17 protein-coding genes are annotated in these 16,785 nt (G+C 44.9%); 2 read left to right on the plus strand and 15 right to left on the minus strand.

Annotated elements, in window-relative coordinates; genetic code table 11:
- Nucleotides 1-3 precede the first annotated feature (3 nt).
- Together AC58P7_RS22130 and clpP are read left to right on the plus strand one after the other, a co-directional pair.
- Nucleotides 4-300 (plus strand): hypothetical protein, encoded by a 297-nt coding sequence (locus AC58P7_RS22130; protein ID WP_497346706.1) that lies wholly within the window; start codon nt 4-6, stop codon nt 298-300.
- Between the two features lie 67 nt (nt 301-367).
- Entirely contained in the window at nt 368-949 is a 582-nt protein-coding gene (gene clpP, locus AC58P7_RS22135; RefSeq protein WP_497346708.1) for an ATP-dependent Clp endopeptidase proteolytic subunit ClpP, read from the plus strand.
- 81 nt (nt 950-1,030) lie between these two features.
- Here clpP and AC58P7_RS22140 read toward each other — a convergent pair whose 3' ends face one another.
- The 15 genes from AC58P7_RS22140 to AC58P7_RS22210 all read right to left on the minus strand — a co-directional run bounded on the left by AC58P7_RS22140 (nt 1,031) and on the right by AC58P7_RS22210 (nt 16,601).
- Complete coding sequence (locus AC58P7_RS22140) at nt 1,031-2,218, minus strand: M24 family metallopeptidase (RefSeq protein WP_497346709.1); 1,188 nt, start codon at nt 2,216-2,218, stop codon at nt 1,031-1,033.
- 94 nt (nt 2,219-2,312) lie between these two features.
- Complete coding sequence (locus AC58P7_RS22145; protein ID WP_497346711.1) at nt 2,313-2,768, minus strand: hypothetical protein; 456 nt, start codon at nt 2,766-2,768, stop codon at nt 2,313-2,315.
- A 43-nt stretch (nt 2,769-2,811) separates the two neighbouring features.
- On the minus strand, nt 2,812-3,237 hold the full coding sequence (locus tag AC58P7_RS22150) for a hypothetical protein (protein WP_497346713.1): 426 nt from the start codon (nt 3,235-3,237) through the stop codon (nt 2,812-2,814).
- A complete protein-coding gene (locus tag AC58P7_RS22155) occupies nt 3,234-3,380 on the minus strand; it encodes a hypothetical protein (protein ID WP_497346715.1) in 147 nt (48 codons plus the stop codon). The genes AC58P7_RS22150 and AC58P7_RS22155 overlap by 4 nt, the downstream gene beginning before the upstream one ends.
- A 16-nt stretch (nt 3,381-3,396) precedes the next feature.
- Complete coding sequence (locus AC58P7_RS22160; RefSeq protein WP_497245511.1) at nt 3,397-3,546, minus strand: hypothetical protein; 150 nt, start codon at nt 3,544-3,546, stop codon at nt 3,397-3,399.
- 23 nt (nt 3,547-3,569) lie between these two features.
- Nucleotides 3,570-4,469 carry a hypothetical protein gene (locus tag AC58P7_RS22165; protein ID WP_497346717.1) on the minus strand — a complete coding sequence of 300 codons (900 nt, stop codon included), beginning with the start codon at nt 4,467-4,469 and terminating at the stop codon, nt 3,570-3,572.
- A gap of 13 nt (nt 4,470-4,482) precedes the next feature.
- On the minus strand, nt 4,483-5,388 hold the full coding sequence (locus AC58P7_RS22170) for a hypothetical protein (RefSeq protein WP_497346719.1): 906 nt from the start codon (nt 5,386-5,388) through the stop codon (nt 4,483-4,485).
- A gap of 23 nt (nt 5,389-5,411) precedes the next feature.
- Nucleotides 5,412-6,935 carry an ATPase, T2SS/T4P/T4SS family gene (locus AC58P7_RS22175; protein ID WP_497346721.1) on the minus strand — a complete coding sequence of 508 codons (1,524 nt, stop codon included), beginning with the start codon at nt 6,933-6,935 and terminating at the stop codon, nt 5,412-5,414.
- Nucleotides 6,936-6,958: 23 nt separating this feature from the next.
- Nucleotides 6,959-8,194, minus strand: coding sequence for a CpaE/TadZ family protein (locus AC58P7_RS22180; protein WP_497346723.1), 1,236 nt, complete (start codon nt 8,192-8,194; stop codon nt 6,959-6,961).
- 501 nt (nt 8,195-8,695) lie between these two features.
- On the minus strand, nt 8,696-9,403 hold the full coding sequence (locus tag AC58P7_RS22185) for a CpaB family protein (RefSeq protein ID WP_497346725.1): 708 nt from the start codon (nt 9,401-9,403) through the stop codon (nt 8,696-8,698).
- 638 nt (nt 9,404-10,041) lie between these two features.
- Nucleotides 10,042-11,055, minus strand: coding sequence for a PfkB family carbohydrate kinase (locus AC58P7_RS22190; RefSeq protein ID WP_497346727.1), 1,014 nt, complete (start codon nt 11,053-11,055; stop codon nt 10,042-10,044).
- A gap of 15 nt (nt 11,056-11,070) precedes the next feature.
- Nucleotides 11,071-11,658, minus strand: coding sequence for a TetR/AcrR family transcriptional regulator (locus AC58P7_RS22195; RefSeq protein WP_497346729.1), 588 nt, complete (start codon nt 11,656-11,658; stop codon nt 11,071-11,073).
- 24 nt (nt 11,659-11,682) lie between these two features.
- The gene (locus tag AC58P7_RS22200) at nt 11,683-12,846 is read right to left on the minus strand and encodes a YhgE/Pip domain-containing protein (protein ID WP_497346731.1); all 1,164 of its coding nucleotides are present in this window, start codon (nt 12,844-12,846) and stop codon (nt 11,683-11,685) included.
- Between the two features lie 733 nt (nt 12,847-13,579).
- Nucleotides 13,580-15,040 (minus strand): TniQ family protein, encoded by a 1,461-nt coding sequence (locus AC58P7_RS22205; protein ID WP_497346733.1) that lies wholly within the window; start codon nt 15,038-15,040, stop codon nt 13,580-13,582.
- A 19-nt stretch (nt 15,041-15,059) separates the two neighbouring features.
- Nucleotides 15,060-16,601 carry a tyrosine-type recombinase/integrase gene (locus AC58P7_RS22210; protein ID WP_497346735.1) on the minus strand — a complete coding sequence of 514 codons (1,542 nt, stop codon included), beginning with the start codon at nt 16,599-16,601 and terminating at the stop codon, nt 15,060-15,062.
- Nucleotides 16,602-16,785: the final 184 nt, after the last annotated feature.

The following is a 16,785-nucleotide window of genomic DNA, read 5'->3' on the forward strand; positions in this document are numbered from 1 at the left end:
GCCATGAGTCATGAACAACAACCGAGTCAGCGACAGCAGGATACAGCTCCTGCAGCAACCCCTGTCATCACTTGGGAGCAAGCGCAAGAGAGCAAGCATGTTTCATCCAGCAGCAATGTCATTTCCATCGAAACTTATCGCCGACAAGATTCAACTACCATAGATTCCGAAGCAACGGTTACTGTTCGCGAGTTTACTGCTAATCCAAATGAAGCCCCCATTCGACTCATCATCGTTTCCTCCGGTTTCGGCCAGAAGCATAGGGTGCATACGAATACTGTTCAATGCAAAGCCGCTTAGACTCGACTATACAACTTAATTACATTTGCAAAATAAAATGATTTTCATCTATGAAAGGATGATTTAAATGAGCTTCATACCTATGGTTGTCGAACAAACCGCGCGTGGAGAACGCTCGTACGATATTTACTCCCGATTGCTGAAAGACCGCATTGTGTTCCTCGGGACAGAGGTTAATGATCAAGTAGCCAACGCGATTATTGCCCAGCTCTTGTTCCTTTCGGCTGAGGATCCTGAGAAGGATATCTCCCTCTATATCAACTCACCGGGCGGTTCTACGTCAGCTGGACTCGCGATTTATGATACGATGAACTTCATCAAACCGGATGTCTCCACCATTTGCGTAGGTATGGCAGCCTCTATGGGGGCTGTTCTCTTAACAGCCGGCGCGCCAGGCAAACGATTCGCACTTCCGAATGCCGAAGTCATGATTCACCAGCCTTGGGGAGGTGCGCAGGGGCAAGCGAGTGATATTCACATCCGTGCCCAGCACATTCTCAAAACACGCAGCATTCTAAATCGCATCCTCTCGGAAACGACCAAACAACCGATTGCAAAAATCGAGTTGGATACGGACCGCGATTACTTCTTGGAAGCTGAGGATGCGCGCGTCTATGGCTTGATTGATAAGGTGATTGAGCGGATATAGCTGTTATTTAAAAAGGAATCGGGGGCACATCCCCCGATTCCACCAAAGAAATAGACCTGCGGATTCCGCAGGTCTATTTGCTTAAATACGACGTATCCCCTCACGGGATACCGTCAATTTCTCGTATCCACCTTCGGTGATCAGATACGTGTCTTCAATACCGACGACCCCGCGCCCGGGGAAGGTGAACTTGGGCTCGATCGCAATGATCATGCCCGGCGCCAGCGGGTATTTGAAGCCCTTGGCGAGAACGGGCAGCTCGTCGATTTCGAGCCCGATGCCATGACCAAGGAATTTCACTTGGTCAGCGCCATACCCCATGAAGTGGGCGCCCAGCCCAGCTTCATTCACTTGATCCAGCGCGAGCAGATACAGATGCTCGGCGATGGTGCCCGGCTGCAGCCTGGCTTCCGTGGCGCGGAGGACTTCCTCCGCCACGTCATACGCTCGCTGCAGCTCAGGGTCTAGATCCCCGATCACGAGCGTACGTGTCTGATCGATCAAGTACCCGTCGATGGAGCAACCGACATCGACGAGGATCGGGTCGCCGCGCCGAATCAGCGCGCGGCCTGAGCTTTGCGGGCTGGACGGGTGGAGCCCCGTGCCCCCGGCCGGCCCGTCAAAATAGGTGGGCACCGCTGCCGATGCGCCTGACGCGACCATTCCGGTGATTAACTCGGAATTGTACGCGCGCATGCGCATCAGCCCTTGGTGCCCGCGCAGCCTCAGCTGATGCTCGATGAGCGCCATCAGCTCAACCTCCGCCATCCCCTCACGAATGTGGGGGATGACCGCCCCCAGCGCGTCGTCCACGACGCGCGCTGCCGCCCGAATCGCCGTGACTTCGTCCGGCGATTTGATCATACGCTGCTCTCGTACGAGCAGCGAGCCGTCCTCCCAGACCGCGCCGGGCAGCGCGGTCTGCAGCCTTAAATAAAGCTGGACGGGTAACACGTCCAGCTCCGTCGCCACACGCAGCGGCTCAGCCGCCGCTGCGCCACCATCCGCGCAGCGCGCGCGAAGCCGCTCGCCGAGCGTCTTCCAAGAGCCGAGCGCTTCGACGGCCGCTGCCGCTTCCTCCTCCGCTCGCACCAAACTGCGACGAACGAGATAGATCGCTTCGCCCTCCGTCGGAATGAACAAATACCCCGTCTGCATCGAGCCGCAGTAATAATATATATCGACATTGTGCGTGACCAGGAAGCCTGACCACCCTCGCTTACGCATCTCAACTTGCAGCCACTGCTGCCTTTGCTGAAAAATTGTCATAGAAATCGACTCCTATACGCCGTAGATTGACACCTCACCTTCACATTATACATGGAAATAACCTTTATCGCTCCATCGATGCTTTCTCCAATACTCAATACACCATTTCCGCAGAAGACTTGATCGTCCACGTAATCGGCTGCAAAACCGTATAAGTTCGCGGGAACACCAACCGAATAAACATAATCACCCCAGGTCGTTCAAGCGTAACCGAGTAATCCTGACTGTCATCCCGATAGGTGTACGGAAATACCTCATCCTCATTAACAACCTTAAATAAGTCAACCACCACCGTGTTCTGCAAAAACGTATCCGGCAGTGGCTCATTATCCGCATTTAAACGTAAATTGGCCTGCAAATATGCCATCGCAGCCTCTCTAGCTTTCGCCTCATCAATCGAATGAGTGCCTTGTGCGAGCTTCGCCCCATCACTTTGCTGAGCAGCCGCATGTACAGCATTGTTCAGCCCATGCTTTCCCTGAAACACGGTATGCATCGCCAACTCTTCATCGGTTTGAAGCGCATACAGCGACATAAACACCACGCTCATTAACATCATTAAAAGCAGCTTATACACGCCATTCCCTCAACTCTCATGGCACATATTCACTCATTTTCATACCTGTTGCGCCCATGCGGTCAGAAGCAGCCGGGATCGTAATACCGACAAGCTGATCAATCACAAAAAGTCGGTGATACGGATACGTCATCGTTAGCCGCAAGCCCGTTCCCCGCCATACAGGTGCGTTCGCATCCATGCCGCCAACGCCAGTGTTGGTGCCAACCACATAGGCTATATCCCCAGGCACGAAGCCTCTTTCCGCCATGCGACTTCTGGATTCCTGAATCATCGCTTCATTAATATACCCATGGCTGCCATTCGCACCAACCTCGAGCAAGTAATCAACTTCCTTTTGCAGCACAGCCTGCCGAACAATGATGATATGTTTATACACTGGTGCGAACATGAACCAACAGAGCATCGTAGCAAACAGAATAAACACCAATATCTGCTTCATGGATTAATCCGTTCGATAGACCCATTGATTCTAGCCCCGCTATCGCTCACTTGCCTGCGTGTCCCCGTACTTCCCCCTACAACATCGAAATAAATACCAATAACGACAATCATCAGCAGAACCGTTACAAGAATAGACCTCATACATCGCCTGCCAATTCTATGGTTGAAGTGCTGTAATATTCGTATTCGCTGTCGTCCCATGGGTGTTAATATTCCGTCTCATTCCCGTCGAACCATCATTAATAATCGTCGTAAACAATAACGCCACCACAATTAACATCATCACCGTGACCAAAATATTTCTCATTGTTTTGCTCTCCTATCGTTGCATTAGTTAATAGCATCAAATAATCGTTGTCCTTCAGCAATCCAAGGGTACATAAATACCCGAAATGTATTCAGAATCGGCAGTCCCGCCAGCACAAAAAGCACATACGATACTGTTTCCTTCTTGCTATCGCGAATCAACTCCATTTTCTCTTTATAGTCCTGAATCCGCTGCTTCAGCAGCTCATAATAACCGCCATGCTCATTCAACCTGAGTGCATTTAGCGTTTCTCCAAAGCTATGAGCTTCCTCGGTACCTAGTCTCCTTTTAAAATGGGAAATCGCCTCTTCGGCTCCCTGATACCACTCATTCAGCAGCAGCTGAACATGGGCTCGAATTGACGTTGTTTGACCGACACATAAGGACAATTTGTCATGCAAATTTAATCTCGAATCGTTGTAGTACAAGAGCTGTCGACTGATCGCGTAAATGTCCCGCACAATACGTTGGGAACGCTTTTCTTTTAGCTGCGCAAGCACCTTTCCATCCCAAAAAAGAAAAATCGACATTACGACAGCGCCAACAAGAACATACACCGGCTGCATTTGCAAAGTGAGCCACGGATGCTTAAAAGCCGAGTACCCCAAACCTCCGATCAGCAACGCACCGCCTAAAAGCAACCTTCTCGCCCCTTCATAAAGGTTCGCATCCATCCAAATGCCGCACCCTAACAACAATTGCCGCTTCTCCTCCACTGCTTTCGTGCTCATCCCCAGCATTTTATATAACCAAGGGGGTATTCGAACCATTTGTAGCGCACTTTTAACTTGTAGAGATCGCCATCTCCGCTTGCGGATCGGTATGAGCTTAAGGCTGTGATAGATCATGAATAATAAAAGAATGAATAATAGCAAACGCATCGCATACTGCAGCATCAGCAGCTGGGTGTTGACCAAAACCACCGCTTCCAACTCCTCACATTCTTCGCAAAGATAAGTAAATACCCATCAAAAACGAAACAAAAATCAGTAACAACGCATCCAAAATCATATTCCGCCCCGCCGGGTCGATCACATAATACAGATAAGCATTGTCCGCATTCACTTTGAAATTAATCCACATGAACAAGACTAAGAAACCAATTGGCGTAAAATTCGCAATTCGGATTTCCAAAAGTCGATTTCGTTCCATCTGATCAAATCGCTGCGCTTTACGCATATCCGTGATAAGCTCCTTTAAGCTATCTCCGACAAAACTTCCTTCTTTCAGCGCCACCCGCATAATCCCGCTAAAATAATCAGCCCAGATGTGACCGAGCGTCAGGGAGAACACCCGCAAGCTCTCCTCTGTATCCCTTTGCGTCATTAAATGACGATATAGCTGCTCAAATACAGGCTTAATCGGGTACAGGATTCGATTTTCCTCTAAGCAATACTTCAGCGCGATTTTCATATTAGGATTTGAATCCATCATGTAATACTGGTAAAAGACTTCAACAGCAGGAAGAAACTCTAACCGCGTTCGCAAACGGACACTCACCAGCTTGACGCGAAGCAATAAATAGGGCAGAGAAGCACCGATCACGGTAATGATAAGGGCGCCTTTTAAGGATTGAAAAAATAAAATCCCCGCCAACAGGCCCGATAATAACCCGATAAAACTGATTGTCATCATCGTTCGAAGGCTTACTTTAGATTCGACGGATTCTAGCAACTCTTTGATATGCTTATAAACCCTGCTGTATCTCGCCAAATATGCGCTTAATCGCGCGCTTACCGTGGCGTTTTTTACATAGTGCAATCGAAATCTAGCTCTACGTTGTCGGATCACCAGCTCCAGAAGTGCTTGAAAACCCACATAAACAAGAACAAATAACAACAAGAGAAAGACATATTTGGCGAAAATCACTCCTTTAAATCGCCTTCTTTCCCTTCATTTTCGATAAATCCGTGCTCCATTAACAACGAAAAACTATCCTCATCTGCTTTTCTGATTCTTCGCGATGCATGAAGCGACAATTTCCCGGGAAATGTCCATTTGGTTGTCGAGTTGTCATAAAGTGCTAAATTCGTGACGAAAACGCATTCATTTTCATAGCGGTATTCGACGATTCGGACAATCTTTCTTTTACCGTGAACAACTTGCATTTCAATCCCGATATGTGTCACAAATTCAGTAATCCGCTTCGTTATTAGACGCTGCGAATTCATTCCTCTGCCATCCAGCATACACATGTCTGTAATCGCATCAGGCACATCCTCCAGTTCACTAACATGGACCGTCGTTAAGCTGCCCTCATGACCACGTGTACAAGCGCGAACATACAAATTCGCATCTTCATCCCGTATTTCGGCGTGACATATACGCTTCGGAGACTGCCTTAACGCCAATTTAAAAGCCTGCAAACCTGAATGTCTCGGATCTTCCTCGTCAATTTCGTATTCGACGATATTTTTATATGGGAAATCTCGCTTCAAATTTAACTCGAATCGCGATTCAATCGTGATGATTCGCTCGTTATCGTCCATTTCAGCGATAATGGCTTTAATGAGATTTGTCTTTCCGGAGTTTGTCGGTCCAATGACGACCATATTGAAATAGGTGCGAATGAAACAGCGAAGTAATAGCTCCATGCGGGAATCCATCGTGGCAAGGTCTGGTGAGGTCAGCGAGGCTAAATCAAATCTTTTTACTGTGTAGAATCGAATCGTCAATGTCGGTTCAGCTGTGAATCCGAAGCCTGTCATCGTCACACGCGAGCCATCATGAAGTACGACCTCCGCCCAGCGTTTTCGGGGATTGAGGGTATCATGGTTGAACAGCACCAGATTTTGCTGGATCCGCTCTAATTCACGGATGGATGGAAGCTCATAGAGAGAAGGTCGAGCGATTCCGCCACGCACTTCAAAAATCTGCCTCCCCACAACCTGAATCTCCTCCAATCCTTCCTTCTGTTTGAGAACGAGTTCCAGGACATTTAAGCCAATTATTTCTGCAAAAATCGCTTCTGGCAATGTCGTATACCCGCTGGTCCGAGGTGGGATGTCGGAAAGTCTTCTTTTCGACACGAGATCATGAATAATTGCTAGCAACTTGCCACGATCTTCTTCATAGCCCAAAATTGCTCGATTAAGCGTCTCGTTATACAACTGTTTTTCGCTCTCCGAGCGGCCTTTCAAGGAAACAAGTTCGATCCGAATCTCTTGAACCCACTGTTGAAAAATGGCCTCCTCACGCGCGTGATCCTGATGGCTACTGCCGTTTGTCCATACATCATGTGTTGTTTCGCCTGAACCAACCTGTGATTCTTTACCGCTATGCACATCACTTACATTGGATGAACTCGGGAAGTGATGTAATCCAACCACCGCCTCTTCCGTCCTCCGTTCATGCATGTAGGTAATCATCGAAAACCTTTTCCCACTCACTCCCTTCACCTCCTTTGATTAATTTAGCTGACCGCTCTTTTGCCAGCGATAAGCTTTTGGAACCACGTTTCTTGCCTCACACTCGTCCTCTGAGGCAGCTTGTAAAAGTCAGCGAATTTCCGAGCCACAGCCTTCACCTCATGATGCATGGGGTGTGCATTGCCTAACAGCTCCATCAGCTTCCCTTGGTTACAGCGAGCAAGCGCATCCGCGTGTCTACTGACATGCCCAATCAAGTGCAGCTGCGTTTCTTTGCGAATATCTTTGATCGTAAATTCACTTTGCTTCGCGTGCCGCTCCGTTTGAACAGCCATCAGCTCGAAAGCGTCCGGCTGTAGGCCAAATACAGATCCAACCTGCCTGATCCATCTCGAGAAATCCTCCTGAAAATGCGCAATATCCCCCGTCGTGACAACGATTTTGCTATCTGCTTCAAGCAGCCCGCTAACCGTCGCCGCATTATCCCAATACGCGCTCACTTCAATGATACAGATGTCAAAAGCGCCTCGCGCCACCCGCAGCAAATGGATAATTTCCGATGGCGTGAAAAACTCAGCCTGCTCGCGCAGCATATTCCCATATAGGATATGTAGGCCATGTGCCTCTTTCGGCTTATCACAAACGTGGAGCAGCCTTTCTGGTGTTAAGCTTTGCGCCTTCAGTTCCGCTCTCAACCCATCTAACGTAAAAAGGTGCTCTTCACGCCCCAGATACCGATGGAGCTTTGAGCTTTTGAGATTCAAACACAGATAACCCACCTTCTTCGAAGTCTCCATCGCTAACATACAGGCCACGCCAAAGGACGCCAACGTCGTACCAATATTCGGTGTAGAGCCAACGAACGTAATTAATTTACCAGGAAGCGTCTGATTGGATTGCCCCCCACTTGACCCATCTACCCATGCACGGATTTCATCCGCAATCACAGCCGTACTGCGTCCCGGGAGAATATAATCCAGCTTCATCAGCCTGCACATTTTCACATACTTCTCATTGATCGAGGCATCATGATAATTCGAAAGTAACACGATGATATTCATCGTTGGCTCTTGCCCCTGCAAGCCTTCGAGAAACTCCTCCAACTCCCCGTAAGACAGCTCCCGATCCGAAATAATGACGTACGAGTAAGGTTGCTCCATTAATTTAGGCTGTAAATCATTCGCATCCGTAAATATTCGCCACCCAAACGGTTTCGCATACACCACATTCGTAAGCTCATCTATCAATCGCTGATCCGTCGACAATAAGCCGATTTGCAATATGTATCACCTCTTTTTGTTTTATTCGCCATAAATCATACACTTCATTTACTCTACTTCCTTGAATATATTCCCAGACGCCCAGAGCAGACTTTACATCCAGTTGCTCATTATCACTGGCACTCTACCTCGACTTACTGTACTTCCATATGCTCAACATCCCTGGTACTCTACTCCTACTTACTGTACTTCCTAATGCTAAATATCCCTGACTCTACTCCCACTTACTGTACTTCCTGATGCTCAATATCCCTGCACTCTACCTCGACTTACTGTACTTCCATATGCTCAACATCCCTGGTACTCTACTTCTACTTACTGTACTTCCTGATGCTCAATATCCCTGCACTCTACTCCTACTTACTGCACTTCCTGATGCTCAATGTCCCTGCACTCTACTCCAACTTACTGTACTTCCTGATGCTCAATATCCCTGCACTCTATCCAAATGTTCTTTCCCCCACACTCTTCAAAATGACGCGCCCCCCTCCTGCTCTCGCCCTACTCCTCTGCAAGTATCGACGTTGAGCTAAAGGCAATGACAAGCTTGGCTTTCTTTGAAGAGCACAGTTGATCGATTTGGAGCCATTCCTTCTCCGTCATATTCAAATTAATCTGATCAATGGCGCCATTGGCTTCCAGTCTTGAGGTGTACATCTTTTGTTCATCCCCCTCAACCTTGGATAGCAAATTGGAGTTCTTCGGATTATCCACCTCCACATTGGCAGAGGACTTCACAGAAGCCACCGAAATTTCCCTTTCATCAAACAACCGTCGCGAGCTGCCATCGGTCCCCGATACATACAATCGAACCCGATCCCCAGCGCGAATGCCATTGGAAACCGAAAGGAGATACTCCTTAGGAATTTGAAAAGTCGCCTGTTGTTCATTAGGTAATAAATGATAACGATTCACCTTCCATTTCAGAATGGGCTCCTGCGTACCCAAGGGAATCATAGATTCCTGACCAACGGCATCAGCAAGTCTCGTCATCATGCCCTCCGTGTAGCTTCCTTTCTGAATCGCTCTGAACTCGACCATATCGTCACGAATAAACTGACCCGCACGGATAAAATCCCTCGGAACCACAACCTGAACCGTCTGCTGCAGCTCCACTTGGTTCACTTGCAGCACATACACCCCGTACACGAGCAACCCGGCCAGCACCGCAGCAACCACACTAATTAGCAGGCTTCTCCTGCGATTCAATCGATCACCTCCTTTCCTACAAACACAACACAACAAAAAGAACGCAAACCCCGGAGATCCATCCCCGAAATTTGCGTTCTTCGCAAATCAAACTATGATAAGTTCGAAACAATATAATTAAAGTATCACATTAACTTCCAATTTTCAACATCTATTTACAAATTTCTGATCAGTAGTGACAAATGGACTATGTGCCGTCGATTGGTAGAGTTACCGAGTTCGCCACTTCTATCGACACTATCCCCTCGACTCAGAAACATCAACCCTCTGCCAACTATTCTACTACTCCCTCCACTTCAGGCTAAAAGAACGTAGTGCCAGCACTTCATCGCATCATATCTGTTCGTGCTATCCCTTTGACTCTGACTCAGGAGCACCAACCATCTACAACTGCTCTACTCCTTCCACCACTCAACGCCATAAACTCGCAGTGCCATCACTTTATCGCTAACTACTTATTCACACTATCCCTTTGACTCAGGAAAATTTTATTCATACGGTAGCTACTCGCTACTCTTGTAGATACCACAGAAATTGCGTTCGAGCGATATAGTCACATGACTGATACTCGCTACTCTTGTAGATACAACAGAAATTGGGTTCGAGCGTGAAGTATGAGCCAAAAAAGGAGATCCAGCTTAAAGCTGGATCCCCTCATTGACTTCTGCGAGTGTTGGCAGCGCAGGAATCGCTCCCCTGCGAGTCGTGGTGATTGCGCCGACGCGATTCGCGAAGGCGAAAACCTCCTCAACCACGCCGGGCACGGCCAGCGCGTCCACGATCGTGGTTGGCGTGGCGCCCAGCGACGCCAACTGAAAGAGCATGCCGCCGACGAAGCTGTCGCCGGCGCCGGTTGTATCCACGGCGGCCACAGGCACGCCGGGGATCACGACATCCTGCCGCGCGGTCACGACGCGGCAGCCCTGCGCCCCCAAGGTAATAATGATCACCTTGGGCCCGCTCTGCAGCAGCTGCTGCGCACCTGTGGTCGCGTCAACGCCGAGGAGGAATTCAATTTCCTCCTCGCTGACCTTGACCACATCCGCAAGCCCTAGCTGCGCAAGGATTTCGGTCCGAGCCGCATCCTCGCTCGGCCACAGGGCCAGCCGCACATTAGGGTCGTACGACACCAATGCGCCAAAGTCCCTCGCTCGCCGCGCAGCGTCGAGCGTAGCGGTACGGCAAGGCTCGGCGATCAGAGACACCGAGCCGAAGTGATAGATCGCGGCATCTTCCAGCAACTGCGGCTCGACTTCGTCTGCGCGCAGCAGCATGTCCGCCGCCGGGTCGCGGAAAAACAAGAAATCGCGCTCACCATCCGCGCGCAGCGATACAAAAGCCAGACCAGTCTTCGCCTCGTCGGTCTGAAGCACAGCCGTATGCACGCCCACATCCTGGAGCGTGCGAACCAAATAATCGCCGAAGGGGTCCCGGCCGATTTTGCCAATAAACCTAGCGTCGCCGCCTAGTTTGGCGACCGCCGCAGCTACATTGGCCGGCGCTCCGCCCGCCGCCCGCCCGAACTTCGCAACGTCGGCTAAGGCTTCGCCATTTACCTCCGGCACGAAATCAATCAACAGCTCACCCAAGCATACGATCATTGTTTTGGTAGTTGATTTGGTTGTTTCAGTTGTATCAGTTGGTTTACTCATATCGCCCATTCCCCTCTATTTTTGATAACCGAGCGCACGCATAATGAACGTCGTGGTTTGCCCAATCAGCGTTTCCATATCCGGCCGCTCATCCGTAAACATGGGCTCAAAAAACTCCCTCTGCTTATAAAAGAACATCGCACCCAGCACGAACATCAGCGTGCTATCCAGTGATTCAAACTCATACAACCCCTTTTGCCTGCCCTTGTCCAATAGATCCCGAACCTTTTTCCATAGCGGAAAAACAAGTTCTCTCATTTTCTCCACACGCGGGGTAATCGTGATAATCTCCATCTGAATTAGACTGATCATCTGCGGATCCTTATTGCGAATCTGTACGACTTCCCTAATCACCATTTGAATACCTGCAAGCGGATCTTCCACTTTAAAAAATTCCGTAAATTTATCAGCAGGAAAAAACTGCTTAAATATCTCATGGAAAACGCTCTCTTTTCCACCAAAATAATAGGAAACCAGAGCCACATTGGCCCCGGCCTCCTCACATATTTGACGAACGCTAGTTGCATCATAACCATGCTTCGCGAAGAGCTTTTTCGCTGCCAGCACAATTTTCATTTTCATATCTGACTCTTGTTGAACCATGCCTAGCGTCCTCCTCATCGATCATTAAGCGTTTAATGGAACATGACCCGTGGACGGGGCTGCCTTTGCCTTTTTAACAAATACAACCAACATATCGATGACGAGCCCAACGGCTGCAATCAACACTAAGAAACCAACTTCGCTGCCAACACCAGGTCCACCGAACAAAATATTCATTAACCCGTTCACCGCATAGGTAGCCGGGAAAAAATTACTAATAGAATGATAAAAATTCGACAAAAGCTCTCTCGGTACGATCGCACCGGAGGAGACCAATTGTAGGGATAACATAGCAATGTTAAATAGCATACCTGCGTTCCCAAACAAAGTCAAAAACATTTGTGCAACCAACGCAAACGTCAATAAGAACAACGATTCGAAGCCCCAAAGTGCGACAAAACCTTTATCTACTTGGCCCCCCAAAGCTACCACCATGATAGCGCTAATCAGCCCGACGACAACCGCAGCAATCACAGTTATGACGATACGTGCGGCCATTTTTTGCGTTTTCGAAAGGGAAGCACCAATGAGATTAGTCGAAACATTGAAGTTCATCCCCATAATCATCGTACCCACAATGGAAGCTAGTACGAGCATCATCGGCAGCATTTGATTCGGCATATCCTTTACTTTATTGGTGCTTTGAATATCGGAGCTTACTTTACTCGCCAGCCCTTGTGCAATCTGAGTCGCTTGCTCACCCGGTAGCTGTGGATTCATCTGAGTCAGCACGGCCGATGCTCCTGCCGCTACAGCCTCTTTATTTACCGTAGCCGTAATGTTCCCCGCTACTGCCTGCATGATCGACTTCGTCATGGACGGATTCGACTCATTGACCGTATAGGTAATCGGTGCCGTCTGCCCTGGTGTTTGAAGCTTTTTCGAAAAATCAGGAGAAATGTGCATTACCATCTGCACGTCGCGCCTATTAAGCTTGCTCTGTGCTTCCGCATCTGTAGCAATAATTTCCGTTTGAAAAGGTAGATTGATCTGAAGGCTTTGAACGATTTTGCTTCCCATTGCCTGATCCTCATTGACGATTGCGATCTTCAAATTTTTCGTATTATCCGATACCCCCGAATACCCCGTCATCCAAATGATGCTAAACAGCAATTGAAACGTAATCGCTGTGATTATCCCTACTTTGGTTGTTGCAGGCTTTAAAAATGTTGCTATTGACTGTCTCATGTGACCACTCCTCTTTACTAAACGATCATTTAAATTAAACGTTTGTTTAAATAATAATGTAGTTAAAATGATTTGTCAACGCCGTCTAATAATTAATAAATAAAGTCTAACGACAAGAAATAACCCTCATTAGCGACAAGAAAATCCCTACAAACACCAAATGAGTAGTATTTCGCGACAAGAAAGTCCCTACACTATGAGCAATAATAACAAAAAACACGACAAGAAAATCCCTACAATATGTGCAGACATTAAAACTAGGGTTAGTGACCGCGGCAGAGTAATTACATAAATGATGGTTTTAGATCAGTCACTCTCCCACTCAAAACTTTTACATACTCCTTGTCCTCTCCATCAACTGAGGGCCCAATGAAATTTCCTAACGATATAGAACTACGTTTGTTTTTAATTCCCCGTACTCCTGTGATAAATCCACAATGAACCATTTATAGATCCAGCAAATCTGACATGAACTCTTTCTCTTAAACGAATCACCTCTAACCAATTTAAATAATTAAAAACTCTCCTGAGATCTGTAAACAGATAGAACATGCTTCTTACCAAAGGATAACATAGCGCATGAATCTCAGTAAATCCAATTATCTAGAAACCAATTAGCAAAGAATTTGAATCCCATTATTTTTTCCTGGACCTTAAGATAATAGTAAAAGAGGAGCTGCCGCTAAAATTTAAGCAAGCTCCTCTTCTTTAAATTTTTTATTAATCAATTGCTCTATTTAGTTATATAAAATGCTTTTAAGCCAGCTACATATTTTTCAGCTTCTCTTTTCTCTGCATCAAACCCACGTTTCAATGCTAGTCTAATTGGTAAATGTGAAATATCATCTTTATCAATTTTAATACAACCCTTAAATGGACATTCTAATTTCTCAATTTCATAATCTAAGTAGCCTCTTGATACATGAAATTCCGTTTGTGCTTTCAATTTATCTGTAACAATTGCAAAAGAGAAATCCCTAAATCTATGTTTAGAAAACCTGGTCGTTGAACGTATTCCAGTTGATGCTTCTTCTGAGGCAATTTGTAACCAACATTGGAAATGTCCGTATGCTAGTTCCCAAACTGTATGTCCCACTATCCAATTAATATAAGAGTTATCATTCATGCTATTGCTGTTTATTATAGATGAAAATAATTCCTTTACTTCTTCAGCTTGTAGATTAAATGGCAGTTGCATTCCTTTTTTTCGAATTACGTTTAAGAAACTATCATTGTGAAAAGGATTTATGTTGTAGAAAGATTCTTTCCAGAAAACATAGGCATACGCATACGGACAAATTGGCGGGAAATCTTCATCTCTTTTTTTATATAACCCTAAAAATCTCTTTATACAATGTCTATGATTTGATAGAAAAGTATTCATTATATACTGCTCGAATGATCTTAAAACATTTAATGATGTTAAAAATATCTCATCATTAATATTTGTGCCTAGATCCTTTTTATTAATAATTTTATGGTAATATTTAGCCACATCATTTTCACCATTCATCGAATTGAACATAAAGTCTAAGCCTGTCAGATCACTCGGATAGAAATAAGCATTCTTTAATTTTTGTTCCATCTCTTCATTACAATAGAGAAATTTATTTAATGATGGATCTATTATGCGCATAGGTTCTTTCCACATTTTAACGAAAGAGCTGTATTCCGACTCTTCCGTCCTTAATGTTTTTCCACAATCGCATAGAAAACCAGTTTCAAACTCATGTGATGGAAGCATGTAGGAGATTGAGTTCATACAGTGTAAACATTTATTCTCTAACCTGCATAAATGAAATGGACAGATTTCAATTAATGTAAATTGATGAAAAAAACTATGGTACCCACTATTTATACATATTTGGCAAAAATGAAAATCCGATCTTATGATACTCGATCCATTAAAGTTCTCAGACAGCCTGTTTGTAAGTACTGTTTTCGATTTATTAAAATGTTCAATAAGTGCTACATCAAGTTCTATTTCTAAGTTATTCAGATCTAGTCCTTCTAATGTGATTAGATTTCTATGTTGTTTCCCAACTTTCCCGAATCTGATTTTTTTAGAGGTATCTGTTCCATAATGTTGTAATAGCTGCTTAGTACTAATTAAGTTTGCATATTTTATTTTTTCCAGTACTGACCAAGGTGATTCGTATTGTGTTAACCACTCTTTAGACCAATTAATTGACATACTGACCCTCATTTATAATTTAGTAATTAATTAGTCTACTTCTTATTTCTTTGAATTTCTTTAACTTTGGTTCAAGTATTTCAATTGATCTTGTCCTTCCCATAACTCTGAACTCACTTATACGTTTCTCCAATACGTTTATTTCATGAGAATAGTAATCAAGGAAGGTGGTATCAACGTAAAAGCTCTGGCATTTAAACGTTATGCACGGCTGTCCCATCGTCTGATTTAAATATTGGCACTGAGCTCTAGGTGACTTGATACAATAACCATGATCGAGTCGTAATTCTTCAAAATTTCGCCTTAACCAATCCAACTTTATATCGTTCTCAAATGCTTGTTCTTTTAAATCAGCTCGAATAACTTTACCATCAATTGAGTTAAGGCGTATCGCATCAAGCTTCATTGCATTTTCCCATACTTGTTGGTTTGTTAAATCGTGAATTTTAGCATATGTAACAGCCATTAAAGGCGTAACATTCGCAATCAGTTTTTGTACATCAATTACGCTCATACCACTATTAATTTGCATAAGCCCGTATCTATGTCTAAATACAAGTGCTCCAAATTGAAATACTTCACCTTCTTCATCTTTTATGTTCTGCTCTTCTGAAAATTTATTAATTTGTCGAATTACAGACATGTTAAGGTAGGGTTTTCCTCGCCAGGCAGTCTTCCCTTTATATTTTAGAAATAGAAAATTGTTAGGATTTAATTGTTCAGGAAAAAGTTCTTTGATAAGTAATTCTTGAGACTCAACTACATTAACAATTTCATCACTTACGGGAACTTTAATTAGTTTTCTTCTATTAGACTCAATCCAGACACCATCTTCTTCGAATCTTAAACAATCTAATTTTAAAGTCAATATATCAATTAAGTGAAAACCTGTTGCCTCCATTAGCATAATTATGGGTACGTACTGAGGATCAAGAGATGCAATATTATCAACTATTTGATTCCAGATATAATCAGTTATAAATTTGTATTCAGTCAATTCTTTGGGTTGTAACTTTGGTCGATCCTCCTGAAATACAAGTGATCTAACAGGCTTTAAGGGTGCCTCTCCCCACTGATAACGTTGAATAAAATACAGGAAATTCTCCAGGTTTGCTACCATGCTACAAAAATAACTATCTGTAGGTTCCTGATTTTTGTATTGCGATCTACTTTCACCACCCATCGGGTGATTTCTTAAATATTTAAAGTATTCCAAAACATCTTCTCTTGAGATCTGACCAAGATCTTTCCAATCCGGATAAATCTCATTAATAAATCCAAAAAACATATTTAGCCTGTGTACATCTTGTTTAGCAGTATTCCAACGAATACTATTAGTATCAATAAGTCGTTGTTTTACATATCGTTTGACTACTTGTCTGAAATTAGTAGGAATCCTTAAAAAGGAAATTATATAATCATTTCTTGTTATATTATATGGAAGTCCTAATTCACGAACATCCCAAGTGTCTTCTTCAAGCTGTAATAAGTAATTTGGAGCTAAATGTAAGGTGTTCTTTCCATACTTATTTTCTGTTGCCAGTATTTTTCCAACCTTCATTTGAGAGGCTCCCCTACTTTTATTCTTTATATTAAGTTCTTACCATTTATATTAATTGCTATACATTTAAACAGAATGTTCATTGCAAAGCAAAAAAATAGACCCACAGCATCATACTGCGAATCTATCTAAAGCGATTAATCGATTCCAATAATGTTAGGCCCTGTGAACACAACAGGATTTG

This window comes from Paenibacillus sp. J22FR5, from assembly GCF_059691975.1.